Here is a 24,605-nt window from a genome sequence, read left to right on the forward strand (position 1 = left end):
GCAGGTCCTTGAGCCGCGGTTTGCGGGCCGACTCCAGCACCGAGCGGATCTCGGCCACCCGGGGGTCGTCCGCGCCCGGCCACCACACCGATCACCCTGACGTCACCGACCACGCGCTCGGGCCCGTCCAGCCAGGCGCGCTGCCCGCCCTCCGGCCAGAGTCGGACCGACCTCGATCGTGGTGACCTGCTCGCCGCCGAGGCGGGCGGCGAGCAGGGCGCTCGTCCATCCGGTTCCGGTGCCCACGTCGAGCACGGCCTGCCCGTCCTCGACGGCCAGTTCCCGCAGCATGGTGGCCACCAGGGACGGCATGGAGCCCGAGGAGGTCGGCACTCCGGGGCCGCCGCTCGCCCCGTCGTCGAACTGCGTGACCACGGAGTCGTCGGCGTTCACCGCGCCCCACCAGGCCTCCGGCTCCCGGTGCCGGTCGACCCGCCGGTAGCCGGACGACTCGCCGTTGTCGGGCAGCCAGACGGTGTCCGGCACGAAGGCGTGACGCGGGGTGCGCTCGAACGCGCCCCGCCACGCCGGCTCCAGCCCGGCGATCACCTTTCCGTAGCTCTCCACGAGTGCCTACTTCTTCTCCTCGTCCGGTCCCGGCGGCGGGACCGGACGCGTCCACTGGCCGTCCGACTCCTTCGGGGACTGACCGGCGCGACATCGCCAGGGGAGTGCGCGAGACTTGCCCGGACGTACGCGGGAGTGGCGAGCAGCCCCGTCAGCATGGCGGGCAGGAAATAGCGGAACTCGGACGCCGATGCTTCCAGTGCGGCCAGTTCCGTCTGCCGTTTCACCAGTCCGCGCCGCAAGGACGCGCGGACTCCCTGCCACTCGGTGTTCGCGATTCTGGCGAGGGACATGATGTCCTCGGCCGGTTCGGCAGGAACTCCGAGCGCGCGCAGAATGGACTCGACCTCGGTGAGGCGTGGCGTCTTCCGCCCGGTCTCGATCTTGCTGATGGTGCTCTGGGAGAGGCCGCAACGCCGGGCGAGCCGGTCTCCGCTGAGACCGGCCCGCTTCCGGAGGTCGCGGAGCAGCCGGGCGAGGTCACCCTTCGACCGATCAAGCTGCTCGGGGACGAAGGTCACTCACCCATGATCCTTCAGGTACTCCGCGAAGGGAACGGACTCGGCGATCGCCAGTCCCTTCCAGGCTGCGTACGGGGCGGGATCGCCGTCGTGGACCCGGCGGTTGATCTGGGTGCCGTCGGGGCGGTAGTTCATCAGCACCACACGGCGGTCGTCGAACAGCCAGAAGTCCTGGTCGGGCAGGCCCGACATCCGAATGGGCGGCTATTCCCGTTCTCGCCTAAAGATCTTGAGAGTGCCGGGCCGGTGGAGCAGGAAGTCGGATCCGCCGACTTCCTGCTCCACCGTCAACTACTCAGGCGGAGCGCGTAGTAGGCGTGGAGGGCGGCTTCGGCGCCGGAGCCGGTGGCGGTCATGATGCGTTGGGCGCGGGGGGAGCGGAGGTCTCCGGCCGTGAGGATGCGGGGGTGCTGGCGGTCGGGCGGGCAGTAGCCGTCGGGGGTGCGGGTGAGGTCGCCGGGGAGGGCGGCCGGGCGGACGCCGAGGTTGAGGAAGGCGGCGTCGGGGGCGAAGGTGCCCGACTCTCCTGCGGAGATGCGGCCTTCGGGGGTGGGGTGGAGGGCGAGGGTGTCGAGCTGGAGGAGGGTGACGCGCGGGTCGGCGCGGACCTCGTCGGCCTTGTAGGCGTCCGCGGGCGGGTGGGGGACGACCAGGTCGAGCGGGGTGTCCGGGTGGGCGCGCAGCAGGGTGCCGAGCGGGCGGTCGGCGCCGAGGACGAGGGTGCGGCGGCCGGTCAGGCGGGCGGCGTCGGCCTCCCAGAGCGGCGGCGGGACGTCCACGGCGGAGGTGAGCCAGCCGGCCTCGTCCGGGAGGGCCGCCCGGACGCCGGTGGCGGCGATCGCGTAGCGGCCGCGGACGGCGGCCCCCGAGGCGAGGCGGACGGTGACGCCCTCGTCGTCGGCGTGCAGGTCCGTCGCCGGTGTGCCGAGCAGGACGTCGCAGGAGTCGGCGACCCGCCGTACGTCCGCCGCGAGGGCGTCGGCGAAGGCGGTGCCGGTGGCGAAGCCGAGGACGTTGGTCACCGCCGGGACGCGTCGCAGGGTGGCGCCCGGTTCGCGCCGCTCGACGAGCGCCGAGCGCAGTCCGACGCTCGCGGCCATCACGGCCGCCGCGCAGCCGGCCGGGCCGCCGCCGATGATGACCAGGTCGTACGGTGCGGTGGACGGTGGGGTCATCCCGGCAGCGTAGCGGCCGCCGGGCGGAATTCCGGTTGCCGGTGCGGGCGGTGGCGTCCTAGCCTCGGCGCAACACGTCGAAGGAGACGAGTACCTCCAGGCCCCGCGAGCCGAGAGAGCCGCCGGCTGCTGTGAAGGCGGCCTCGCGTCCGGGAGGGAAGACACTCCCGAGTGCGGGGAGGAAATGCCCCGCCGGCCGGCCCCCGTCACCGGGCCGAACGAGGCCGCCGCCCGCCACGGCGACGGCGGCGAAAGTGCGGTGGCACCGCGAGTCCCCTTCTCGCCCGCACTCCCAAGGGATCACCACGACGCCCCCCGGAGGGCCGCGATGATCCACCCGAGCAGCACCCAAGCCACCCAAACCACCCGCACCGCCCGCGTGCTGGCCGCCGAACTGCCCGGCCATGTCGGCGGAACCGTCGAACTCGCCGGCTGGCTGCACCGCCGCCGCGCGCTCAAGTCCGTGACCTTCCTCGTCCTGCGCGACCGCTCGGGCCTCGCCCAGGTGGTGGCCCCCGCCGGGACGGCCGACCTGCCCGAGGAGACGGTGCTGCGCGTGCGGGGCACCGTCACGGCCAACCCCCAGGCGCCCGGCGGCGTCGAGCTGACCGGCCCGGCCGTGGAGGTGCTCTCCCGCCCCGCCGCGGCCCCGCCGTTCGACCTCTTCCGCCCGGCCGTCCCCGCCTCGCTGCCGGTCGTCCTCGACGGCGCGCCCGTCACCCTGCGCCACCCCCGGCTGGCGGCGCTGCACCGGGTCTCGGCGGCCTCCGTGCACGGCTTCCGGGCGGCGCTCGACGGCCTCGGCTTCACCGAGATCCACACGCCGAAGGTGGTCTCCTCGGCGACCGAGTCCGGCGCGAACGTCTTCGCCCTGGACTGGTTCGGTCGCGAGGCGTACCTGGCGCAGTCGCCGCAGTTCTTCAAGCAGGCGATGGTCGGGGTCTTCGAGCGCGTCTACGAGACCGGGCCGGTGTTCCGGGCCGAACCCCACGACACCGCGCGCCACCTGGCCCAGTACACCAGCCTGGACGCCGAGCTCGGCTTCGTCACCGACCACCGGGACGTCATGGCGGTGGTGCGCGCCGCCCTCGCCGGGATGGTCGAGGCGGTCGCCGAACGGGCCGGGGACGCGCTCGCGACCCTGGGCGTCGAGCCGCCCGTCGTCCCGGCCGAGATCCCGCGGCTGCACTTCGCCGAGGCGATGCGGATGCTGGGTGCCGACGAACCGGACCTCGCGCCGGCGCACGAGCGGTGGCTCGGCGAGTGGGCGCAGCGCGAACACGGCAGCCCGTTCCTGTTCGTGACCGGGTACCCGATGTGCAAGCGGCCGTTCTACACCCACCCCGAGCCGGGCCGGCCGGAGTACTCCAACAGCTTCGACCTGCTCTTCCGCGGACTGGAACTGGTCACCGGCGGCCAGCGGCTGCACCGGTACGAGGACTACCTCGCGGCCCTCGCCGCCCGCGGCGAGCCGGCCGGGCCGTACGAGGGGTACCTGCGGGCCTTCGCCCACGGCATGCCGCCGCACGGCGGGTTCGCGCTCGGCCTGGAGCGCTGGACGGCGCGGCTGACGGGGGAGGAGAACGTGCGCCGCACCGCCCTCTTCCCTCGCGACGTGCACCGGTTGACGCCGTGAGCTGAGGCGCGCGGACGCCTCCGGGCGGCGCCCACCGAGCGGTCGGGGGCACCGCCAGGAGGCGGACGGCGGACGGGGGCTCAGCCCTGGTGCGGCGCCTGCGGGGCCTGGGTCGCCTGGGGAGCGGCCTGCGGTGCCTGCGGGGCCTGGGCCGCCTGCGGCTGGTACGGCGACGCCTGCGGGTACTGGCCGCCCTGCGGGTACTGGGTGGCCGGGACCGGCGGCGCGGCCGGCGCCTGGGAGCGCGAGACCAGGGCCTTCACCGCGTTGGCTATCAGCACCACCGGCAGGATGAACGCCTTGAAGAACAGCGTGTACTCGCCGCCCTCGAAGACGAACGCCAGGTAGTACGCGTAGCCGGTGAAGCCCAGACCGGCCAGCACGTTGAGGATGCGCCAGCCGATCTTCAGCCCACCGAGGTTGACGGCGCCGATGACCAGCAGCGCGATGCCGCTGATCGCGAGCAGTACGACGTACCAGGAGAAGAGCGGTTCGACGTCGAAGTCGAGATTCACGAGGTGTTCCTGTTGTTCCGGGGGACGGGCGGGCGCACGGGGCGGCCTGCCGGGGACGAGTGCGCACAGTACTGGAGCCCGCCGACATCCGTCCTCACGATTTCGTCACGGTGTCATCGCCGAATCCGTCCGGCGAACCTCCTTCTCACCCCTTGAAAACCGCTCAGGAAGCGTCCGCGCGTTCGGATATGATGCGCCCGTCGCTGGTGGTTGGGGGGCGAAGCAGCGACCCGGGTGAGAGTCCCGGAGCGGCCCCCCACCTCGGCGAACCGCCTGCTGCCGGGTTCGCCGGGTTCGCCCGCCTTCCTTCCGTGAGGTCCCCCTTGCGTACTCAGCACCGCAGATCCCTCGCCCTCGCCGCCGCCGCCACCCTGGTCTCGGGCGTGGCCCTGACCGCGGCCGCCCCGGGCGCGGCCGCGCTGCCGCGCGCCGGCGGAGCCACCGGGACGGTGCGGCAGGCCCAGGGCCAGGGCACCCCGGGGCCCGGCGGCGCCCCCCAGGACCAGCGCGGCCCGGTGACGGCCACCCTCGCCGGCTTCCCCGCCGCCCTCACCGCCAGCGGCCTGGCCGCCGAGTTCACCGCCACCCTGCGCAACTCCGCCGACCACGCGGTCGACGTCACCACCGGCTTCACCGTCGCCAACGCCGACTCCGGTGTCCGCGAGACCCAGCTCAAGCTGGACTACCAGGCCCCCGGCGGCGGCGCCTGGAAGCCCGCCGCGCTCAGCCCGGGTGCCACGGCCGGCGCCACCTGGAACCTCGACACCTTCGCCACCCGGCTGAGCCTGCCCGCCGGCGCCTCCGTGACGTACCGGCTGCGGCTCGCCGTCTCCGCCGACGCGCCCGCCGGCCGGGCCACCGCCGGCTTCCGGGCGGTGGTCTCCGACCCGACCCTGCCGCCGGAGAGCCGGATCTCCGAGGCGAACACCCCGCACCAGGAGTTCACCCTCGTCGCGGCCGGTCCGACCGTCGCGCCGACGCCCGCCCCCGCGCCCGGCGTGCCGTACCTCGGCCTGGACGCGGTGCCCGCCTCCTTCACCGCCGGCGGCGAGGCCAGGCCGTTCCGGCTGACGCTCACCAACCGCAGCGGCAGGGACGTCGCCTTCCTGCCCGAACTCACCCTCCGGGGCGCGGCCCTGCCCGCCGCCGCGGCCGCCGGGCTGGACTTCCAGACCCCCGACGGCCAGTGGCTGGCGGCCACCGCCGACGACGGCCGGACCGCACCCGGGACGCTCACCCTCGTGCTGCGCGCGCCGGACAAGGACGCCTCCCAGGTCCGGCTGCGCGACGGCGAGTCCCGGACGCTCAACGTGCGGCTGGCGTTCGGCCCGGACGTCGCGGCGGGCGTCGTGTCGGTGCAGTTCGCCGGCAGCAGCCTGCCCCTCGGCGGGGGCGGCGCCGGGGTGCCGGCCGCGAGTTCGTCGGTCGACGTCACCGTGGCCGCCGCCGCACCGGCCACGCCGACCGCCGCCCCGAGCACGCCCGCCGCGGACGGCGGCGCCCAGGCCGCCACGGCCGAGCCGTCGGCCGGCGCGCCGAGCGCGTCCGGCAATGGCGGTCCGGCGGTCGGCCTCGCGGCGGTCACCCCGACGCCGGAGGCCTCCGGCACGGTGGCGGCCGTCCCGGCGGCGCAGACCATCCCGACGCCGACGGGCGAGCCCGCCGCCGCCCCGGCACCGGCCGTCACCGTGACCGTGGCGGCTCCGGCGCCGCCGGTCGACCTCGCCTCCACCGGCGGCTCCTCGACCAACACCCCGATGGCGATCACCGGAGCCACCTCGATCGCGATGGGCATCGGCACACTGGTGGTGGCCCACCGCCGCCAGAAGACCCGCCCGGCCCTGGCCACCCGCCCACCCCGGCCCGCCGGCGCCCCGACGGCGAGGCCCCCCGGCCCGCGCCCGGCCCCGAACCCCGCCCCGATGCCGCCCCGAGGCCCGGTAGCTGGCCCCGACGGGGTCGCGGGCCAGGTCTGAACGACCCCGCGGTGCTGCGGCCGGGGCGCGTCGGTGGCAGGAGACCCGTCCGGGCTCGGGGCCCAGGCATCTTGGAGGCCGGGCCCGGGACCGCGGCGGGGTGTGCCCCGTGGCGCGGTCGCGGTGGCGGGGTCAGCAGGCGGAGGGCGAGTGACGGATGACCGACCACGAGGTGCTGCGCGTCTTCTGCGGTCCGGGCGGCAGGCACGGCAACGCGCTGGGCGTCGTCCGGGACGGTGCCGCCGTTCCCGGTGAGCGCGAGCGGCAGGCGATCGCCCGGGAACTCGGCTTCAGCGAGACGGTGTTCGTCGACGACCCGGAGCGCGGCGTCATCGACATCTACACCCCCGGTCTGCGCCTGCCCTTCGCCGGCCACCCGTGCGTCGGCGCCGCCTGGCTGCTCGGCGTGGACCGGCTGGTCACCCCGGCCGGCGTGGTCGGTGTCCGGCGCGACGGGGCGTTCACCCGGATCGCGGCGCCCGCCGCCTGGGCCCCGCCGCGCACACTGCGCCGTCACCCGACGCCGGCCGAGGTGGACGGCCTGGCGGTGCCGCCGCCGGGGGAGTGGATCTATGCCTGGGCCTGGCAGGACGAGCCGGCGGGCACCGTCCGCGTCCGGGCCTTCCCCGGCCGGGACGACGGCATCGACGAGGACGAGGCCACCGGCGCGGCGGCGATCCTGCTGACCGCTGAACTCGGCCGTGGCCTGGCGATCACCCAGGGGCGCGGCTCGCAGCTCGTCACGGGGATCGCGGCCGACGGCCTGATCGAGGTCGGCGGCCGGGTCCGCCGGGCGGGGTGAGGGGCCGTGGAGGACCCCGGGTTCGAAGCCACGGTGCTCCGCGTCGGTGAGCGCCGCATCGACGTCTACCGCGCGCTGCGGATGATCGAGCCGGTGAGCCTCTGGCAGGCCGAGTGCCTGCTGGACGCGGTCCCGCTCGTCCTGCAGGGGTACGGCCTGGAAGACGTCCGCACGAGGGCGGACCGGCTGCGTGCGGCCGGGGCGGAGGTGACGGTGTCGTGCCGCGCGTGCGGCCGTTCCGTCCCCGAGGAGGGCGCATGGATCGACGCCGCACCGTGTGCCGAGGCCGGCTGGCCCTACTGTCCGGCGAGCGGCGATCAGCCGCCGTCCATGGTGTGGTACCCGTAGATCGGCTTCCGGCCGGTCGTCGGGGACGCGCTCAACGCCCGTGCGAGGAGACCGGTTCGGCGAAGACGGCGGACTTGGGCGCGGCGGCCGCCGGAGCCGCTGCCGGCGCTGCACCGGCCGCAGGCGGCCGGGGTGCGGTGGCGCGGCGCAGGAGGAAGGTGCGGCCGGCGGGGACCAGCGCGAGGTGGGTGGCCGCGACGCCGACGACGGCGAGCAGGATGTGGTCCACGTTGAGCACATGGCCCGGGGCCCAGGAGGAGAGGAACTCCAGCGCGGTGGCCAGCAGGGCCGAGGCGCCGGTGGTGCGCAGGAAGGACGGGAGCCACCGGGTGGTCAGGCGGCCGCCGGCGAGCGGGAGGAAGATGCCGAGCGGGGTGAGCAGCAGTACTTCGCCGAGCACCTGGCCCGCGCTGGAGGAGCGGAGCGAGGCCAGTGGCGTCAGGTTGGCGTCGTAGACCCAGGCCACCGGCAGTGGTCTCAGCACCAACCAACCCACCAGCAGCAGATGGAGGGTGAGCCCGAGCAGGCCCACCACCCGGAGTGGACGCTGGGAACGCTGGACGGCCGTCGCCCGTCCGGTCTCGGTCCGCACGCCGGCCCGCTCCTCGCGTGGCCTGGTGCCATCTCGCTGCACGGGGGGTAGGACGTGCACCGGCGGCGTGACGGTTCCATGCCCGGTGTGAACTTCGCGCCGCGCGCCGGGTGTCCGGCGAGAAGGCGAGAAGGCGCGAAGGCGAGGAGGCGAGGAGCGCGCGGGAGCCGCCCGGTGAACCCGGCGGCTCCCGCGCGGCGGCGGAGACCGCCCTACCGGCAGGGCGCCGTGCTGGAGGCGGTCGGCGACGGCAGCGCGCCGAACACGTTGTCCGCCGGCGGCGTCGGCGACACCACGACGGGCGACGGCGACGCGGACGGCGGCACCGGTGACACCGACGGCGACGCCGCCGCCGGCGCGGACGCCGAGCCGGCGCGCGCGGCGGCGGCGTGCGCCGGGGACTGCGGGGCCGCGCCCGCGCCCGTGCCGGCGGCCGGGGAGGGCATGCCCGGTGCGGTGGGTATCCGCGCCACCGTCGGGCAGGCGGTCCGGCTGGCCGGCGCGCCCGCGTCCACCGGGACGGCGGTCGGCCGGATGCCGCAGCCGGCCGCCAGCGCGGCCAGCCCCAGCAGCGCGGCGGCCGCCCACGGGCGCCGGCCACCGGTACGGTTCGGGCGGACTCGGCTCACTGGGCATGCTCCTCGGAGGCGGTGTCGGCCGGCGGCGGAGGCGGTGGCGTCCGCGGCAGGGTCAGCGTGAACACCGCGCCGGCCTCGCCGTTCGCGGCGGTGATGGTCCCCCCGTGGATCTGCGCGTTGGCCATCGCGATGGACAGGCCGAGGCCGCTGCCCTCCGAGCGCGCCCGCCCCTTGTCGGCCTTGTAGAACCGGTCGAAGACGTGCGGCAGCACGTCCTCGGGGATGCCCGGACCGCTGTCCGACACCTCGACGACCACGCTGTCCCCCTCCTCGCGCACCCGCACCCGCACCGGCGAGCCGCCGTGCTTGAGCGCGTTGCCGATGAGGTTGGCGAAGACGACGTCCAGCCGGCGCGGGTCGACCACCGCCCGCACCCCGCGCGGCGCGTCCACCTCGACCGCGTCGTACCAGGCCCGGCCGTCGATGCAGGACATGATCAGGTCCGCGATGTCCACCTCGTCGGCGACCAGCTTGGCCGTGCCGGCGTCGAAGCGGGTCACCTCCATCAGGTTCTCCACCAGGTCGGACAGCCGGCGGGTCTCGCTGACCACCAGCCGCACCGCCGGCTCGATCATCGGGTCCAGCGACTCCGCCTCGTCCTCCAGGATGTCGGTCACGGCGGTCATCGCGGTCAGCGGGGTGCGCAGCTCGTGCGACATGTCGGCGACGAACCGCCGGCTCTGCGCCTCGCGCGCGCTCAGCTCCTCGACCTGCTCGTGCAGCGACTCCGCGGTCCGGTTGAAGGTCCGCGCCAGATCGGCGAGTTCGTCCGAGCCCTCGACCTCGAGCCGGGTGTCAAGGTGCCCCTCGCCGAGCCGGCGCGCCGCGTCGCCGAGCCGCCGCACCGGCCGCAGCACCGTCGCCGAGGCCGCCTGCGCCAGCAGCGCCGAGCCGATCAGCGCCAGCAGCGTGGCGATCGCCAGCGACCAGCCGAGCGTGTTCAGGTCGGCCCGCTCGTTCTCCAGCGACTTGAACATGTACGCGGTCGGGCCGGTCGGCACCACCTTGGTGCCGCCGATCACGAACGGCCGGCCGTCCAGGTTCTGCCGCTGCCAGTACAGGTGGTAGGTGTACGGGTTGGACTCGGTGACCTCGCGCGGCTTGCCGACCGCGGTCTGCAGCGGGGTCGGCACGTTGGCGAGCGTGTACTGCGCGGGACTGGAGGAGGCGATGCAGTCCGGCAGCGCCGGGTCCGTCACCACCACGTCGTAGCTGAGCCCGGAGCTGGCGACGGTGCTCGCCAGCGTGTTCAGGTCCTCGCAGGTCGCGCTCAGCGGCAGGTCCGACACATTGCGGCTGAGCGAGACCCGGAAGTCGTTGAGCGCGGTGTCCTGCGCGCGCTTGAGCACCGCGTCGCGGTTCAGCCAGTACGCGATGCCGGAGGCCGAGACGGCGGTGAGCAGCGCGACCGCGGCGAACACCGCGATCAGCCGTACGCGCAGCGAGCGCAGCCGTCGCCACGGGCCGGAGGAGAACCGGGCCGTCGTCTGATGGTTGGTCACGGGAGCCTGTCGTTGCGGAAGGTCAGCGCGCGCGGCGGGATATCGCCGGCGCCGGACGGGGGACGGCGGTCACGCCGGGGGGTCCAGCCGGTAGCCGACGCCGCGCACCGTGCGGATCAGCGTCGGCGCCGAGGGCACGTCCTCGACCTTGGCCCGCAGCCGCTGGACGCAGGCGTCCACCAGCCGGGAGTCGCCCAGGTAGTCGTGCTCCCAGACCAGCCGCAGCAACTGCTGGCGCGACAGCGCCTGCCCGGGCCGCCGGCTGAGCTCCAGCAGCAGCCGCAGCTCGGTCGGGGTCAGCTGGAGGTCGGCGCCGTCCTTGGTGACCGTCATCGCCGCCCGGTCGATCACCACGCTGCCGTAGACCGAGGAGTCCGAGCTCTCCCGCTCCCCGCGCCGCAGCACGGCCCGGATCCGGGCGTCCAGCACCCGCGGCTGCACCGGCTTGACGACGTAGTCGTCCGCGCCCGACTCCAGGCCCACCACCACGTCGATGTCGTCGGAGCGGGCGGTCAGCAGGATGATCGGCAGCTGGTCGGTGCGGCGGATGCGGCGGCACACCTCGAAGCCGTCGATGCCGGGCAGCATCACGTCCAGCACGATGAGGTCGGGCCGCTGCTCCTTGAAGAGCCTCAGACCGTCCTCGCCGGAGGCGGCGGTGGCCACACGGTGGCCCTGGCGGGTGAGGGCGAGTTCGAGGCCGGTGCGGATGGCGTCGTCGTCCTCGATCAGAAGGAGGAAAGGCACGGCCTCATTCTGGCTCACCCGGAGCGGGTAATCACCCCCCACCGCCCGCCCGGGCCCGCGCGGGAACCGGAACGCCCGTGACCGGCGTCCGTCAACCGGGGAAGGGTGAACGGGACGAAAGACCCGGCCCTGTGACAGCCCTGTGACAGTCGACGGACAGCGCCATCACAACCGGCGGGCAGGATTTTCGATGTCGCCGCAGCACAGCGGGCCAATCGGCCCGCCGAGGCGGCGGCAACGGAACCGCTCGAACCGACCAAGGGGGCGCACGATGAACGCCACGCTTCAGACCCGGACCAACCCGGCTGTCCGCACCGCGCGTTCATCGGCCACCGCGTTCAGGACCCGGCCGGCGGCCGGGACCGAGGAGACCTCCGGTGCCGTGATCGCACGGGGGTGCGCGCACAGCACCGGTGGAAACACTGTCGCCCGCCGGGTGAGCGGCGGCGGCAGGACGGGGGAGCTGTACGGGATCGGCCGCCGGGGGAACGCGGCCGACTCCGCCAGTACCTTGACGCTGCGGGGTATCCTCCCCGTCCGCGTCGAGGGCAAGGACGCCCTGGGGGGGAACCGGGGCATCGGGGGGACCGGCCTGCGGAAGGCCGACTCGGGGGAGTCGGCCGGCCGCGAGGCCGCCGGTGCGACGCTGCTGCGGCTGAGCCCCGCGGCGGCGCCCGCCACGGAGCCGGAGCGGCCCGCGGCCGCCGAGGACCACATCACGGAGTTCACCGCGTACGTGCGCGAGCGCCGCGCCTCCCTGTACGCCACCGCCTACCACCTGACCGGCGACCGCTACGAGGCCGAGGACCTGCTGCAGAGCGCGCTCTTCAGCACCTACCGCGCCTGGGGCCGGATCACCGACAAGGCCGCGGTCGGGGGTTACCTCCGCCGCACCATGACCAACCTGCACATCTCCGCCTGGCGGCGCCGCAAGGTCAACGAGTACCCGACCGAGGAGCTGCCGGAGACGGTCGGCGACACCGACGCGATGGGCGGCACCGAGCTGCGCGCCGTGCTCTGGCAGGCGCTGGCCAAGCTGCCGGAGAACCAGCGCACCATGCTGGTGCTGCGCTACTACGAGGGCAAGACCGACCCGGAGATCGCCGACGTGCTCGGCATCAGCGTCGGCACCGTCAAGAGCAGCATCTGGCGCGCGCTGCGCCGGCTGCGCGACGACGAGCAGCTGAACACCTCGGGCGACACCCTGCGGGCGTTCGGCGAGCTGGTCGCGTAGCCCGCGACACGATGAAGACGTTCCGGTCCGCCGTGGGGGTGGGGCCGGACGGGGCTCCCGTCGGGGGACGGGTAGCAGGACGGACGCGGTCACGGGTGGCGCCGGCTCGGGGGAGCGGCGGCACCGGGAGGGGAGCCGCGGACGTCCGGGGAAGGCGGCGGGCCGGTGCGGGGGAGACGCACCGGCCCGCCGTTCCGCGTTCTCGCGCGCGTCCGGTCAGACGGTGGACAGCTCCCCGGCCGCGGCCGCCGCGCGGATCCGCCGCACGGCCTCCGGCCCCGAGCACGGGTACGCGCCCAGCGCGACCTGCCGGCCGACGATGCCGCGCTCGGCCCGCATCAGCCGCCAGCCGCGCCGCAGCAGCACCGGCAGCGACTTGCGGCCCTCGCGGACGTCCCGGCGCAGCCGCCACCAGGCGGTCGTCAGCGCGCCGTTGCGCAGGCACAGGGCGTCGCCGAGCAGTTCCTCGGCGGCGCAGTCGGCGGTGATCTCGGCGGCGAAGATGCCCTCGGCGATGAACGCGCCGGCCCCGCCGAGTTCCAGCGCCCGGGTGGAGACCCGGCCGTTGTCCGGGATCGAGTACACCGGCACCTCGGTCCGGCCGGTGGCGCACAGGGCGCGGATGGCCGCGACGGCCTGCTCGCGGTGCCAGGCCAGCGGCGAGTCCCAGTCCACCGAGCCGTCCGGCAGCAGCGGCAGGCTCGGGTCGTCGCCGTCCTTGTAGAAGTCGTCGAGCTGGAGCACCGGCAGGCCGCTGCGCTCGGCGAGCGAGGACTTCCCCGATCCGGAGGGCCCGGAGAGCAGGACCACCCGGGCGCGGGCTATCGGCACAGGGTTCAGCGGGGAGTCACTCACGGGACACCAGTCTGACGCATCGGGGCCCGATGCCGAAACCGGCCGGATCGCACGTTCTACGGCGTCCTGGGGCCGCTCAGCACGGCGTGCAGCAGCGGCAGGCAGCGGCTGTCGACCTGGAGGTGGACGGCGTGCTCGGTGCCGGGTGCCAGGTAGGCGGTGGCGGCCCAGTCCTGGTCGTACCAGGTGTCCGGCTCGGGGTCGTGGAAGGTGCCGCCCGCGGCCAGTTCGAGCCGGGCGCGACCGCGCGCGGTGAAGGCGGCGGCCGGGGCGCCGGGGGCGAGCCACAGCCGCCCGCCGACGTAGTCGCCGCGCGGGCCGGGCCCGGCGGCGCGCGCCGAGCAGGGGATCCGCACCGGCCGCCCGGCGGCCAGCCGGCGCCGGGCGCGGGCCAGTCGCAGGGTGCGCCAGAACCCGTCCGCGAACAGTGCCATCAGCTCGCCGGCCAGCTCTCCCATGGACGTCGTCCCCCCTCGGTGCGCGGTGTCCGGCCAGTCTGGCCGGGCGGCGGAGGCCGGCGGCAGCGCCGAAAGGCGGGCGGTCGCGGCGACGAAAGTCGACGGACCCGCGCCAGGGGGGGAGAGGCGCGGGTCCGTCCTGTGACCGTCCGGGCCCTGGGGGGGAGAGGGCACGGGGGACGGCCAGTCTGTGGAGTTGTCCGTCAACTCGCGGCCACGGAGCGTGGCCGCCACGGGAAACCCAGTGGTCAGATACCCATCGGGTGCCAAACCGTCTTGGTCTCCAGGAACGAGAGTAGCCGGTCCGTTCCGGGAGCATTGGTCCAGTCCTGGGCGAACGGGTCCAGCTCCGGGCGGATCACCCTCTTCAGGGTATCCGCGGCGAGCGTCTCCAGCGCGCCCGCCGCGCCGGGACCGTCGGCGGCGATCGCGCCGGTGAGGTCCACGGCGTTGACGTCCTGGTGCGAGGCCAGGGTCGGCGCGATGTCGGCGGTCCGGCCGGACAGCAGGTTGACCACGCCGCCCGGGACGTCCGAGGTGGCCAGCACCTCGCCCAGCGACAGCGCCGGCAGCGGCGCGTCGGCCGCGGCCGCCACCACCACGGTGTTGCCGGTGGCGATGGCCGGGGCGATCACCGACACCAGGCCGAGCAGCGAGTGCCCGTACCCGGCCTGCGGGGCGACGATCCCGACCACGCCGGTCGGCTCCGGGGTGGAGAGGTTGAAGTACGGGCCGGCGACCGGGTTGGCGCCGCCCGCGATCTGGGCCACCTTGTCGGTCCAGCCGGCGTACCAGACCCAGCGGTCGATCGCCGCGTCCACCAGGGCGGCGGCCTTCTTCGGGCCGACGCCCTCGGAGAGCGCCACCTCGGCGGCGAACTGCTCGCGCCGGCCCTGCAGCATCTCGGCGACCCGGTACAGCACCTGGCCGCGGTTGTACGCGGTGGTGCCGGCCCAGCCCTTGACCGCCGCGCGGGCGGCCACGACCGCGTCGCGGGCGTCCTTGCGGGTCCCGAGCGGGGCGTTGGCCAGCCACTCGCCCTTCGCGTCCGTCACCTCGTACACCCGCCCGCTCTCGGAGCGCGGGAACTTCCCGCCGACGTACAGCTTGTAGGTCTTGAGGACATCAAGACGGCTCACGACATCAGACATCACGGGCCTCGACATTCAGGTAGGGCTCCAGACCGTGCCGGCCACCCTCGCGGCCGTAGCCCGACTCCTTGTAACCGCCGAACGGCGAGGTCGGGTCGAACTTGTTGAAGGTGTTGGCCCAGACCACGCCGGCCTTGAGCCTGTTGGCCATCCAGAGGATGCGCGAGCCCTTCTCCGTCCAGATGCCGGCGGAGAGGCCGTAGGGGGTGTTGTTGGCCTTCTCGACCGCCTCGGCGGGGGTGCGGAAGGTCAGCACCGACAGCACCGGGCCGAAGATCTCCTCCTGGGCGATCCGGTGGGCCTGGCTGACGCCGGTGAAGACGGTCGGCCGGAACCAGAAGCCGGTGCCCGGCAGCTCGCAGGCGGGCGACCAGCGCTCGGCGCCCTCGGCCTCGCCGGCGTCGGTCAGCGCGGTGATCCGGGCCAGCTGCTCGGCGGAGTTGATCGCGCCGATGTCGGTGTTCTTGTCCAGCGGGTCGCCGACCCGCAGGGTGCCCATCCGGCGCTTCAGCGCCGCCAGCAGCTCGTCCTGGACGGACTCCTGGACCAGCAGGCGCGAACCCGCGCAGCAGACGTGGCCCTGGTTGAAGAAGATGCCGTCGACGATGCCCTCGACGGCCTGGTCGATCGGCGCGTCGTCGAAGACGATGTTGGCGGCCTTGCCGCCCAGCTCCAGCGACAGCTTCTTGCGGGTGCCGGCCACCTGCTTGGCGATCGCCCGGCCGACCGGGGTGGAGCCGGTGAAGGCGACCTTGTTGACGTCCGGGTGCGCGGTGAGCGCGGCACCGGTGCGGCCGTCGCCGGTGACGATGTTGACGACGCCCTTCGGCAGACCGGCCTGGCGGCAGATCTCGGCGAAGCGCAGCGCGGTCAGCGGGGTGGTCTCGGCCGGCTTCAGCACCACCGTGTTGCCGGTGGCCAGCGCCGGGGCGATCTTCCACGCCAGCATCAGCAGCGGGAAGTTCCACGGGATGACCTGGCCGGCCACGCCCAGCGGCTTCGGGTTCGGGCCGAAGCCGGCGTAGTCCAGCTTGTCGGCCCAGCCCGCGTAGTAGAAGAAGTGCGCGGCGACCAGCGGCAGGTCGACGTCGCGGGTCTCGCGGATCGGCTTGCCGTTGTCGATCGACTCCAGCACCGCCAGCTCGCGGCTGCGCTCCTGGATGATCCGGGCGATCCGGAACAGGTACTTGGCGCGCTCGCTGCCGGGCAGCGCCGACCAGTCGGCGAAGGCCTTGCGGGCGGCGGCGACGGCGCGGTCGACGTCCTCCTCGGTGCCCTGGGCGAACTCGGCGAGCACCTGCTCGGTGGCCGGGTTGACCGTCTTCAGCGCCTCGCTGCCCGAGGAGTCGACGAACTCACCGCCGATGAAGTGGCCGTAGGAGCTGGCGATGTCGCCGGCCGCGGCGGGCGACTCGGGCGCCGGGGCGTACGCGAAGAGGCCGCCCGCCGGCTTCTGGGCCACGGGCTCCTCGGTGTTCTTCTTCTTGGCCATGGTGATCAGTCCACCGTCACGTAGTCGGGGCCGGAGTACCGTCCGGTGGTCAGCTTCTGGCGCTGCATCAGCAGGTCGTTGAGCAGGCTGGAGGCGCCGAAGCGGAACCAGTGCGGGCTCAGCCAGTCGTCGCCGAGGGTCTCGTTGACCATCACCAGGTACTTCATCGCGTCCTTGGTGGTGCGGATCCCGCCGGCGGGCTTCACGCCGACCTGGACGCCGGTGGCCGCGCGGAAGTCGCGGACCGCCTCCAGCATCAGCAGGGTGACCGGCGGGGTCGCGTTGACGGCGACCTTGCCGGTGGAGGTCTTGATGAAGTCGGCGCCGGCCAGCATCGCCAGCCAGGAGACCCGGCGCACGTTGTCGTACGTCTGCAGCTCGCCGGTCTCGAAGATCACCTTGAGGTGGGCGTAGCTGCCGTCGGGGCGGCGGCAGGCCTCCTTGACGGCGACGATCTCGTTGAAGACGTCCAGGTAGCGGCCGGAGAGGAAGGCCCCCCGGTCGATGACCATGTCGATCTCGTCGGCGCCGGCGGCGACCGCGTCGGCGGTGTCGGCGAGCTTGACCGGCAGCGCGGCGCGGCCGGCCGGGAAGGCGGTGGCGACGGAGGCGACCTGGATGCCGGTGCCCCGCAGCGCCGCCTTCGCGGTGGCGACCATGTCCGGGTAGACACAGATCGCGGCGACGCGGGGGGTGGTCGGGTCGGTCGGATCGGGGGTCCTGCCCTTGGTGCACAGCGCGCGCACCTTGCCGACCGTGTCCGCGCCCTCCAGCGTGGTCAGGTCGATCATCGAGATGGCCAGGTCGATGGCGTACGCCTTGGCCGTGGTCTTGATCGAGCGGGTACCGAGCGTGGCGGCACGCGCCTCCAGGCCGACCTGGTCGACACCGGGCAGGCCGTGCAGGAAGCGGCGGAGCGAGGCCTCGGACGCCGCGACGTCCTGGAGACCGCTGCCCGCGACGCCTTGGGCGTTGGCTGCAAGAGTGGACATAGTCACCACACCAGCATATCTACGCGCGTAGTCAACCGCTAGAGCGGCACCGCATCGATGCCGGACCGAGACCTGGAGGTGTGATCGCCGCCCCCGTGATCGCCACCCCTGTGGATCCCGGGGGGCATGGGGCAGAATCGTCGGCATGACCGATTCCGACGGCCGGCCCCACCAGGGCCCGGCCGGCTCCGATGGGGAGCCCGTGTACGCCGACCGCGTGTACCGCTCCGTTCCCGGCGTCATCTCCGGGGTGCTGTTGCTGGCCGTCGCGGCCTGGCTGATCGGGGACGCGGCGCTCAACGGCACCGGCAAGACGCCGTGGGTGTCGCTGGCCGCCGTCCCGGTCTTCGCCCTCCCCGTGATCGCCTACACCCTGCGTCCCGCCGTGCGCGCCAACGAGCGGCGCCTGGTGGTGCGGAACCCGCTGCGCACCATCACCGCCCCCTGGGCCGCCGTCGACGCGCTGCGGGCCGGGTACTCGGTGGAGTTGCTCGCCGAGGGCAGGAAGTTCCAGGTGTGGGCGGTGCCGGTGTCGCTGCGCCAGCGCAAGCGCGCGGCCCGTGCCCAGGACCGCGCCGGCCGGCCGCAGCACACCTCCCGGCTGGGCCTGATGTTCGGCCAGGGCAACGCTCCGGCCGGCCCCGGTGTGCAGGGCTCGGCGGACCCCACCAGGGCCTGGTCCGACCAGGTGGTCGGCATCCTCCAGGAGATGGCCGAGCGCAACGCCTCCCGCCCCGAGGCGGCCGGCCCGATCGAGGTCCGCTGGTGCTGGTGGATCATCGCCCCGACCCTGGCGGGCCTGGTGGCGCTGATCGCCGTCATCGCCTCCTAGCCAGGCGTGTCCGACCCGCCGGCCGGCCCCGGTGGTCAGCCGGCGGCGCGGACGTAGACGTCGGCGGCGCCGGGGTGGCCGGTGGTCGCGTCCAGGGCGAAGATCTGCCGCTCCCGCCCGCCCGGGGGCTCGGGCAGCGGTGCGCCCGGCGTCGGCTCCTCGCCCGGCAGTGCCTCCACCAGGTCCGGCGGCAGCGGCGCGGGGGCGCCGGGGTCCGGCAGGTCGTAGACGCGGACGAAGTCGTCGAGGTTGCTGTCCGGTCCGCCGACGATCCGGTAGTGGAGGTAGGCCACGCGGGGTCCGCCGCGCGGACCGGTCAGGACGGCCGCCTCGGGCACGTAGTACCGGCCCTTGCCGGGGTGCCGGCGGTGGTGGAGGCCGGCCGGCCGCTCGGCGCGGTCGGTGTCGGTCTCGCGCAGGCCGGTCATCCGCGCGCCCCGGTCCACCGTCCAGCCGACCGCCACCGCGGTGAGGACCGCGCACAGTGCCGGCAGGCCACCCGTCAGCCGTCGGGCCGTGGGCCGCGCTCCGTTCATCCCGGCTCCCCCCTTCACCGGCCACTGTAGGCGCGGCGGGCGCTCGCCACGGACGGATCGAGCGCCTCCCGGGCCGGCCGGGAGACGCTCGATCGCCGAAGCAGGGGAACCGTCAGGCGGTGATGCCGGCGGCCGCGGCCAGGTCGTGCTTGATCGCCGCGAGCAGGTCGGCGGCGCGGGTGCGGGCGTCGGCGAGGCCGGCGGCGGTGCCGACCGGGAGGACGACCTCCAGGTAGCACTTGAGCTTGGGCTCGGTGCCGGAGGGGCGGACCACGATACGGGCCGAGCGGACGGCGTCGCCGGCCAGGTAGTAGCGCAGGCCGTCGGTGGGCGGCAGGTCGGCGGAGCCGGCGGTGAGGTCGTCGGCGCGGGTCACGGTGAGGCCGGCCAGCGCGGTGGGCGGCTGCTCGCGCAGGGTGCGCATGGCGTCGGCGATCAGCGAGAGGTCCTCGACCCGGACGGAGAGCTGGTCGGTGGCGTGCAGGCCGTGCTCCAGCGCCAGGTCGTCGAGCAGGTCGGTCAGGGTGCGGCCGGAGCGCTTGAGGGTGGCGGCCAGCTCGGCGACCAGCAGGGCGGCGGTGATGCCGTCCTTGTCGCGCACGCCCTGCGGGTCGACGCAGTAGCCGAGCGCCTCCTCGTAGCCGTAGCGCAGGCCCTCGGCGCGGGAGATCCACTTGAAGCCGGTGAGGGTCTGCGCGTAGCCGAGCCCGGCGGCCTCGGCGATCCGGCCGAGCAGGGTGGAGGAGACGATGGTGGTGGCGAAGGTGCCGGCGGCCTTCTTGGCGACCAGCGCGGCGCCGAGCAGCGCGCCGACCTCGTCGCCGCGCAGCATCCGCCAGCCGTTCGCGCCCTGCCCGCCGCCGGCGGCGTCGCCGTTGGCGGGGACGGCCACCGCGCAGCGGTCGGCGTCCGGGTCGTTGGCGATGACGATGTCCGGGCCGACCGAGGCGGCGGTGCGGAAGGCGAGGTCCATCGCCCCCGGCTCCTCCGGGTTGGGGAAGGCGACGGTCGGGAAGTCCGGGTCCGGCTCGGCCTGCTCGGCGACCACGGTCGGCGCGGGGAAGCCGGCCCGGTCCAGGGCGGCGAGGAAGGTGTCGCGGCCGACGCCGTGCATCGGGGTGTAGACGACGGCGAGGTCGCGGGCGCTGTGCGGGTCGACGATGGACGCGGCGCGGTCCAGGTAGGCCTCGACCACCGACTCGTCCACGGTCTCCCAGCCGCTCGTGGCGAGCGGGACCTCGTGGAGCGAGCCGATCGCGTCGATCTCGGCGGCGATGCCGGCGTCGGCCGGAGGGACGATCTGCGAGCCGTCGCCCAGGTAGACCTTGTAGCCGTTGTCCTGCGGCGGGTTGTGGCTGGCGGTGACGGTCACACCGGCGGCCGCGCCGAGGTGGCGGACGGCGAAGGCGAGCACCGGGGTCGGCAGCGGGCGCGGGAACAGCGCGGCGCGCAGGCCGGCGCCGACCACCACGGCGGCGGTGTCGCGGGCGAAGTCGTAGGACTTGTGACGGGCGTCGTACCCGATGACCACGAGGTCGCCGAGGCCCTGCTGCCTGACGTAGGAGACCAGGCCGGCGGCGGCCCGGATCACCACGGCGCGGTTCATCCGCATCGGCCCGGCACCGAGTTCGCCGCGCAGGCCGGCGGTGCCGAACTGCAGGCGGCCGGCGAAGCGGTCGGCCAGGTCGGCCCAGGCGAGCTTGGCCGTGGCGTCGGCCTCGGGGGCCTCGGCGGCGGCGAGCAGCGCGGCGAGCTCCTCGCGGGTCTGCGGGTCCGGGTCCTCGGCGAGCCAGGTGCGGGCCCGGGCGAGGAGGTCGGTGGTGGTTGCCTGCGTCATGGCTGCAGCTCCATCGGGAAGTGCGTCGGTGGTCGGCCGGGGAGGGTGCCCCGGCCCTGGCCCGGTGGGACGGGCCGGGGGAGACGGGCGCGCGGGGGTGGTCGGGACGGTCGGGTCGGGACGAAACCTACGGCGCGCCGGCGGCGCGGCGCGGCGTCCGGCCGGGCGGGGCGTGTCGGGCCGGTGGACGCGGACGGGGCCCGCGGGCGGGTGTGATCACCGGATCACACCCGCCCGGGGCCCCGTCGCTCATGCCGTCCGCACCCGCGCCGGCGTCAGATCCGCTCCAGGACCTCGGCCAGCAGCGCGCCCATGCGCTCGGCGGAGGCCTTGCCGGCCTCCAGCACCTCGGCGTGGTTGAGCGGCTCGCCGGTCATGCCGGCGGCCAGGTTGGTGACCAGGGAGATGCCCAGCACCTCGGCGCCGGCCTCGCGGGCCGCGATGGCCTCCAGGGTGGTGGACATGCCGACCAGCTCGCCGCCGATCACCCGGGCCATGTTGACCTCGGCCGGGGTCTCGTAGTGCGGGCCGCGGAACTGGACGTAGACGGCCTCGTCCAGGGTCGGGTCGACCTCGCGGCACAGCTCGCGCAGCCGCTTGGAGTAGAGGTCGGTGAGGTCCACGAAGTTCGCGCCGACGATCGGGGAGTCCGCGGTCAGGTTGATGTGGTCGCTGATCAGGACCGGCTGCCCGGGCACCCAGGTCGGGCGCAGGCCGCCGCAGCCGTTGGTCAGCACGATGATCCCGCAGCCGGCCGCGGCGGCGGTGCGCACACCGTGGACGACGGTGGCGACGCCGTGGCCCTCGTAGTAGTGGTTGCGGCCGAGGAAGATCAGGGCGCGCTTCTCGCCGATCTTCACCGAGCGGATCGTGCCGGCGTGGCCGGCCACGGCGGGGGCGGGGAAGCCCGGCAGTTCGGTGACCGGGAACTCCGCCACGGTCTCGCCCAGGGCGTCGGCGGCCGGCACCCAGCCGGAGCCCATCACCAGGGCGACGTCGTGGCGCTCGGCACCGGTCAGCTCGCGCAGGCGCTCGGCGGCGGCCTGGGCGGCGGCGTAGGGGTCGGCGGAGACGACCGACTGAGGAGATGCGTTCACGTGTCCGAGGATAGACGGGAAACGGCTACGCGCGTAGAAAATCCTGGTACGACGTGCCGGATCGTTACCCGGATGGCCCGAACCCGCAGTTCCGCCCGTCGGCGCGTCCGGTCAGAGCCGCTTGGCGCTGCGCAGGCCCTTGGCGTACAGCCCGTTGTCGTCCAGCCGGGCGGTGCCGCCCTTGTCGCCGAAGGTCGGGCCGTCCGCCTCCTCGCGGCTGGAGATGTAGCGGGGGTGGCCGTCGGTGTCCAGGCCCAGGTAGATGCCGGTGTGGTCGAGCCGGGCGCCGGTGCGGGCGTCGATCTCGAAGAAGACCAGGTCGCCGGGGAGCAGCGGGTCGGTCGAGGCGGGCCGCACGGTGGTGTCCGAACCGGGCGCGGTGGCCAGCGGCAGCACCGGTACGCCCGGCCCGGTGCGGGCCAGGCCGTTGGCGGTGCGGGGCAGGCCGGGGCCGGGCGCGTCCTTGGACAGCAGCGGGTAGCCGGACCGGTAGCCGTACACCATCCGTACGAAGCCGGAGCAGTCGAAGGCGCCGTAGCGGGTCCGGTCCGGGCGCTTGGTGACCTTGTCGGCGAAGGTGTACGGCACCCCGAGGTAGTCGAGGAAGTCGGTCTGCTCCAGGCGCAGGTCATTGCCGCTCGAGCCGTCCGGGTTGAGCGGGCCGAACGAGGCGTCGCCCCTGACCCGGACGCCCTTGCCGTCCCTGCCCTCCGGGGCGCCCGCCAGGTACTGGGTGGCCACGGCGAGCACGTCGTCCTCGGTGGAGCCGAGGTAGCGGCCGAACCAGGTGCGGAACCAGGCCTCGTCCTGGGCCCCGGCCTTCCAGGGCTGCGGCATCAGCCGCACCCAGCTGTCGCCGGTCAGCACGGCGCTGGTGGTGCCCGGCTCGGTGAAGGTGCGGCTGGGGCCGGTCAGCACGGCGGTGCGGGCGCCGTCGGTCAGGGTGGCGAGGACGCCGCCGCGCGCGTCGCGCACCACCGTGCGGTCGGGGCCGGCGAGTCGCTCGTAGCGCGGTCCGGCCGCCGCCGCGGCGGTGCCCACGGCGGCGGGCGCGGCGGGGGCGGTGAGCAGCGGTGCGGTGCCGCCGGCCGGGACGGGCCGAGGGTCGCGCTCGCGCAGCTGGACGGTGAGGTAGCCGCTGGTGGCCAGCAGGACGGCGGCGAGGCCCCCGCTGAGCAGGGACTTCCGGGTGACGGGCATGGCGGTTCGCGCTCCGGGGATCGGGTGCCGGGGTTCGGGTGCCGGGATCAGGTACCGGGCAGGGCGCCGAGCAGCACGCCGGCGGTGAGCACCACGTAATTGGCGAGGGTGACGGTCGTGGTCGCCGTCAGGGTGGCCGCCCGGGGCTGGCGGACCAGCTGGTAGGCGATCAGACCCGGCACGATGAAGCCCAGCGTCTGGTTGGCGTACAGGGTGGGCAGCTCGCGCTGGAGGACCAGCATCACGGTGGCCTGGAGCAGCACGCCGATCAGCACCACGGTGGCGAACAGCCGCTTGCCGTAGAGGATCACCAGCTTCTGCACCACCCGGGTGGCCAGGTAGGTGAGCACGGTGACGCCGACCACGATGGCGACCCGCTGGAGGTCCTCGACCAGGGTGAGGGCCAGCCAGCCGGGGGTGATCATGCCGCCGGGGGAGAGGTTGGTGGTCAGGTAGCAGACCAGCGAGAAGACCAGTCCGAGCGCGATGCCGATGGCGGCGATCTCGGGGGTGAGCTCGGTGGGGATCACGGCTGGTCTCCGTCGTGGCGGTGGTGGGGGTGCGGGTCGTACGGGCCGTAGGAGTCGTACGGGCTGTAGGAGTCGTACGGCCGGTACGCGGCGCCGGGGGCGGCCGGCTCGTACCAGGCGTCGGGCAGCGGTTCGGGGACGTACACGGGCTCGTACACGGCTTCGTACGCCGGTCCGTCCTCGGGTTCGTCGTCCGGGGCGAGCCGGGCCAGCTCCTCCAGGAACAGTTCGCCCTGCCCGTGGATGTTGCCGATCGCGACCAGCGAGGAGTCGGGCCCGAGCGCGTCCAGCAGCTCGGCGGTGAGCCGCGCCGGGTCCCGCCGGTCGCCGCCGAGGTCGACCACCCGCCCGGACCAGCCGGCCGGGACGGCGTCCCGGGCGCTCTTGGTGGGGTGGCCGATCAGGAAGACCGTGTCCGGGTCGAGGTCCGGCACGATCTGGCCCATCTGGCCGTTGCGCTCGACCCGGTCCGGGCGGCAGTTGACCACCACGTGCAGCGGGCGGTGGATCGCGCCCAGGTCCTCCAGTTGGCGGACGTTCATCAGCGTCGACTCGGGGTCGTTGGCGGCGAAGACGTTGGCGAACCGCAGCCGCTTGCCGTCCGGCGTCCGGTAGCGCTCGACCGAGAGCACGCCCGGGTCCGGCGGCGCCGCCCACATGCCGCGCAGCGCCGTCTGCCGGTCCACGCCGAGGAGTTCGGCGACGGCCAGCGCGATGGCCACGTTCTCCTTGAAGGTGAACCAGCTGAAGCCGCGCAGCTCCTCGTCGCTGACCGACTCCGGGTCGACCTCGATCAGTTCGCAGTCCCGCCTGGCCGCCTCCTCGCGCAGGATGTGCGCGCGCTCCCGCTCGGCGGTCACGCAGACGCCGCCGACCGGCATCGAGCGCGACAGCGAGCGGGCGACGTCGTCCAGCGTGGGGCCCATCTCGGCGAGGTGGTCCTCGCGGACGTTGCACAGCACGCCGATGGTGGAGCGGATCAGCTTGGTCTGGTTGACCTCCTGGAGCGCCGGCATGACGGCCATGCACTCGATCACCAGCGCGTGCGGGCGGTAGGTGGCGGCGCGCCGGACGATGCCGATCTGCTCGACCACGTTGGCGATGCCGAACTTGCGGTAGACCGGCTCCTCGGTGGCGTCCGGGTGGATGAACCGGGCGGCGGTGCCGGTGGTCTTGGCGACGGTGACCAGGCCGCCGCCGCGCAGCGCGCCCGCGCACAGCCGGGTGATCGAGCTCTTGCCGCGGATGCCGTTGACCAGCACCCGGGTGGGGATCTGGTCCAGGGCGGCGAAGTGCCGGCGCTGTTCGACGATGCCGGCCACCAGCAGGACGGCGCAGCACACCAGCAGCACGAAGTAGAGGAAGAGCACGG

The 24,605-nt window shown here is 74.5% G+C and carries 26 protein-coding genes; 6 read left to right on the forward strand and 20 right to left on the reverse strand.

Annotated elements, in window-relative coordinates; genetic code table 11:
- Positions 1 to 102: 102 nt before the first annotated feature.
- The 4 genes from ABTX81_RS34420 to ABTX81_RS34435 form a co-directional block, all read right to left on the reverse strand.
- Positions 103 to 567, reverse strand: coding sequence for a methyltransferase domain-containing protein (locus tag ABTX81_RS34420; RefSeq protein ID WP_350553878.1), 465 nt, complete (start codon positions 565 to 567; stop codon positions 103 to 105).
- Complete coding sequence (locus tag ABTX81_RS34425) at positions 546 to 1,088, reverse strand: helix-turn-helix domain-containing protein (RefSeq protein ID WP_350553880.1); 543 nt, start codon at positions 1,086 to 1,088, stop codon at positions 546 to 548. Before ABTX81_RS34425 ends, ABTX81_RS34420 begins: the two co-directional genes overlap by 22 nt.
- Positions 1,089 to 1,280, reverse strand: coding sequence for a DUF6879 family protein (locus ABTX81_RS34430; protein ID WP_350553882.1), 192 nt, complete (start codon positions 1,278 to 1,280; stop codon positions 1,089 to 1,091).
- 95 nt (positions 1,281 to 1,375) lie between these two features.
- The gene (locus tag ABTX81_RS34435; RefSeq protein WP_350553884.1) at positions 1,376 to 2,263 is read right to left on the reverse strand and encodes an FAD-dependent oxidoreductase; all 888 of its coding nucleotides are present in this window, start codon (positions 2,261 to 2,263) and stop codon (positions 1,376 to 1,378) included.
- Positions 2,264 to 2,591: 328 nt separating this feature from the next.
- Here ABTX81_RS34435 and aspS point away from each other — a divergent pair, with 328 nt between their 5' ends.
- Positions 2,592 to 3,899, forward strand: a complete 1,308-nt coding sequence (aspS, locus tag ABTX81_RS34440; protein ID WP_350553886.1) for an aspartate--tRNA(Asn) ligase — start codon at positions 2,592 to 2,594, stop codon at positions 3,897 to 3,899.
- A gap of 80 nt (positions 3,900 to 3,979) precedes the next feature.
- Here the strand turns inward: aspS and ABTX81_RS34445 are convergent, their stop codons facing one another.
- The gene (locus tag ABTX81_RS34445; protein ID WP_350553888.1) at positions 3,980 to 4,414 is read right to left on the reverse strand and encodes a hypothetical protein; all 435 of its coding nucleotides are present in this window, start codon (positions 4,412 to 4,414) and stop codon (positions 3,980 to 3,982) included.
- 323 nt (positions 4,415 to 4,737) lie between these two features.
- On the opposite strand from ABTX81_RS34445, the gene ABTX81_RS34450 reads away from it, so the two are divergent.
- The 3 genes from ABTX81_RS34450 (at position 4,738) to ABTX81_RS34460 (ending at position 7,540) form a co-directional block, all read left to right on the forward strand.
- On the forward strand, positions 4,738 to 6,390 hold the full coding sequence (locus tag ABTX81_RS34450) for a hypothetical protein (protein ID WP_350553890.1): 1,653 nt from the start codon (positions 4,738 to 4,740) through the stop codon (positions 6,388 to 6,390).
- 157 nt (positions 6,391 to 6,547) lie between these two features.
- Positions 6,548 to 7,192 (forward strand): PhzF family phenazine biosynthesis protein, encoded by a 645-nt coding sequence (locus tag ABTX81_RS34455; RefSeq protein ID WP_350553892.1) that lies wholly within the window; start codon positions 6,548 to 6,550, stop codon positions 7,190 to 7,192.
- 6 nt (positions 7,193 to 7,198) lie between these two features.
- Positions 7,199 to 7,540 (forward strand): hypothetical protein, encoded by a 342-nt coding sequence (locus ABTX81_RS34460; RefSeq protein ID WP_350553894.1) that lies wholly within the window; start codon positions 7,199 to 7,201, stop codon positions 7,538 to 7,540.
- A 31-nt stretch (positions 7,541 to 7,571) separates the two neighbouring features.
- On the opposite strand, the gene ABTX81_RS34465 is transcribed toward ABTX81_RS34460, so the two are convergent.
- The 4 genes from ABTX81_RS34465 to ABTX81_RS34480 all read right to left on the reverse strand — a co-directional run bounded on the left by ABTX81_RS34465 (position 7,572) and on the right by ABTX81_RS34480 (position 11,019).
- Positions 7,572 to 8,132 carry a VanZ family protein gene (locus tag ABTX81_RS34465; RefSeq protein WP_350553896.1) on the reverse strand — a complete coding sequence of 187 codons (561 nt, stop codon included), beginning with the start codon at positions 8,130 to 8,132 and terminating at the stop codon, positions 7,572 to 7,574.
- Positions 8,133 to 8,344: 212 nt separating this feature from the next.
- Complete coding sequence (locus ABTX81_RS34470) at positions 8,345 to 8,761, reverse strand: hypothetical protein (protein WP_350553898.1); 417 nt, start codon at positions 8,759 to 8,761, stop codon at positions 8,345 to 8,347.
- Positions 8,758 to 10,272: an ATP-binding protein gene (locus ABTX81_RS34475; protein ID WP_350553899.1), complete on the reverse strand. Its 1,515-nt coding sequence runs from the start codon at positions 10,270 to 10,272 to the stop codon at positions 8,758 to 8,760. The genes ABTX81_RS34470 and ABTX81_RS34475 overlap by 4 nt, the downstream gene beginning before the upstream one ends.
- A 69-nt stretch (positions 10,273 to 10,341) precedes the next feature.
- Positions 10,342 to 11,019, reverse strand: a complete 678-nt coding sequence (locus ABTX81_RS34480; protein ID WP_350553901.1) for a response regulator — start codon at positions 11,017 to 11,019, stop codon at positions 10,342 to 10,344.
- A 271-nt stretch (positions 11,020 to 11,290) separates the two neighbouring features.
- Between ABTX81_RS34480 and ABTX81_RS34485 the strand changes: the two genes are divergently transcribed.
- On the forward strand, positions 11,291 to 12,253 hold the full coding sequence (locus tag ABTX81_RS34485; protein ID WP_350553903.1) for a SigE family RNA polymerase sigma factor: 963 nt from the start codon (positions 11,291 to 11,293) through the stop codon (positions 12,251 to 12,253).
- Between the two features lie 216 nt (positions 12,254 to 12,469).
- Here ABTX81_RS34485 and ABTX81_RS34490 read toward each other — a convergent pair whose 3' ends face one another.
- From ABTX81_RS34490 to deoC, 5 genes are all read right to left on the reverse strand, one after another.
- Positions 12,470 to 13,108 carry an ATP-binding protein gene (locus tag ABTX81_RS34490; RefSeq protein WP_350553905.1) on the reverse strand — a complete coding sequence of 213 codons (639 nt, stop codon included), beginning with the start codon at positions 13,106 to 13,108 and terminating at the stop codon, positions 12,470 to 12,472.
- Positions 13,109 to 13,164: 56 nt separating this feature from the next.
- Positions 13,165 to 13,566 (reverse strand): hypothetical protein, encoded by a 402-nt coding sequence (locus ABTX81_RS34495; RefSeq protein ID WP_350553907.1) that lies wholly within the window; start codon positions 13,564 to 13,566, stop codon positions 13,165 to 13,167.
- A 248-nt stretch (positions 13,567 to 13,814) separates the two neighbouring features.
- On the reverse strand, positions 13,815 to 14,717 hold the full coding sequence (locus tag ABTX81_RS34500; RefSeq protein ID WP_350553909.1) for an aldehyde dehydrogenase family protein: 903 nt from the start codon (positions 14,715 to 14,717) through the stop codon (positions 13,815 to 13,817).
- The gene (locus ABTX81_RS34505; RefSeq protein ID WP_350553911.1) at positions 14,710 to 16,209 is read right to left on the reverse strand and encodes an aldehyde dehydrogenase family protein; all 1,500 of its coding nucleotides are present in this window, start codon (positions 16,207 to 16,209) and stop codon (positions 14,710 to 14,712) included. The genes ABTX81_RS34500 and ABTX81_RS34505 overlap by 8 nt, the downstream gene beginning before the upstream one ends.
- A 5-nt stretch (positions 16,210 to 16,214) precedes the next feature.
- A complete protein-coding gene (gene deoC, locus ABTX81_RS34510; RefSeq protein ID WP_350553913.1) occupies positions 16,215 to 17,201 on the reverse strand; it encodes a deoxyribose-phosphate aldolase in 987 nt (328 codons plus the stop codon).
- A gap of 145 nt (positions 17,202 to 17,346) precedes the next feature.
- On the opposite strand from deoC, the gene ABTX81_RS34515 reads away from it, so the two are divergent.
- Positions 17,347 to 18,033, forward strand: a complete 687-nt coding sequence (locus ABTX81_RS34515) for a PH domain-containing protein (protein WP_350553915.1) — start codon at positions 17,347 to 17,349, stop codon at positions 18,031 to 18,033.
- Positions 18,034 to 18,068: 35 nt separating this feature from the next.
- On the opposite strand, the gene ABTX81_RS34520 is transcribed toward ABTX81_RS34515, so the two are convergent.
- The 6 genes from ABTX81_RS34520 to pgsB form a co-directional block, all read right to left on the reverse strand.
- Complete coding sequence (locus ABTX81_RS34520) at positions 18,069 to 18,569, reverse strand: hypothetical protein (protein WP_350553917.1); 501 nt, start codon at positions 18,567 to 18,569, stop codon at positions 18,069 to 18,071.
- A gap of 112 nt (positions 18,570 to 18,681) precedes the next feature.
- Complete coding sequence (locus ABTX81_RS34525; protein ID WP_350553918.1) at positions 18,682 to 20,406, reverse strand: phospho-sugar mutase; 1,725 nt, start codon at positions 20,404 to 20,406, stop codon at positions 18,682 to 18,684.
- Positions 20,407 to 20,681: 275 nt separating this feature from the next.
- Entirely contained in the window at positions 20,682 to 21,503 is an 822-nt protein-coding gene (locus ABTX81_RS34530; protein ID WP_350553920.1) for a purine-nucleoside phosphorylase, read from the reverse strand.
- 111 nt (positions 21,504 to 21,614) lie between these two features.
- Complete coding sequence (locus ABTX81_RS34535) at positions 21,615 to 22,703, reverse strand: NlpC/P60 family protein (protein WP_350553922.1); 1,089 nt, start codon at positions 22,701 to 22,703, stop codon at positions 21,615 to 21,617.
- Between the two features lie 47 nt (positions 22,704 to 22,750).
- On the reverse strand, positions 22,751 to 23,233 hold the full coding sequence (locus ABTX81_RS34540; RefSeq protein WP_350553924.1) for a poly-gamma-glutamate biosynthesis protein PgsC/CapC: 483 nt from the start codon (positions 23,231 to 23,233) through the stop codon (positions 22,751 to 22,753).
- Positions 23,230 to 24,603 carry a poly-gamma-glutamate synthase PgsB gene (gene pgsB / locus ABTX81_RS34545; protein ID WP_350553926.1) on the reverse strand — a complete coding sequence of 458 codons (1,374 nt, stop codon included), beginning with the start codon at positions 24,601 to 24,603 and terminating at the stop codon, positions 23,230 to 23,232. Before pgsB ends, ABTX81_RS34540 begins: the two co-directional genes overlap by 4 nt.
- Positions 24,604 to 24,605: the final 2 nt, after the last annotated feature.

This window comes from Kitasatospora sp. NPDC097605, assembly GCF_040302725.1.
Classification (GTDB): domain Bacteria; phylum Actinomycetota; class Actinomycetes; order Streptomycetales; family Streptomycetaceae; genus Kitasatospora.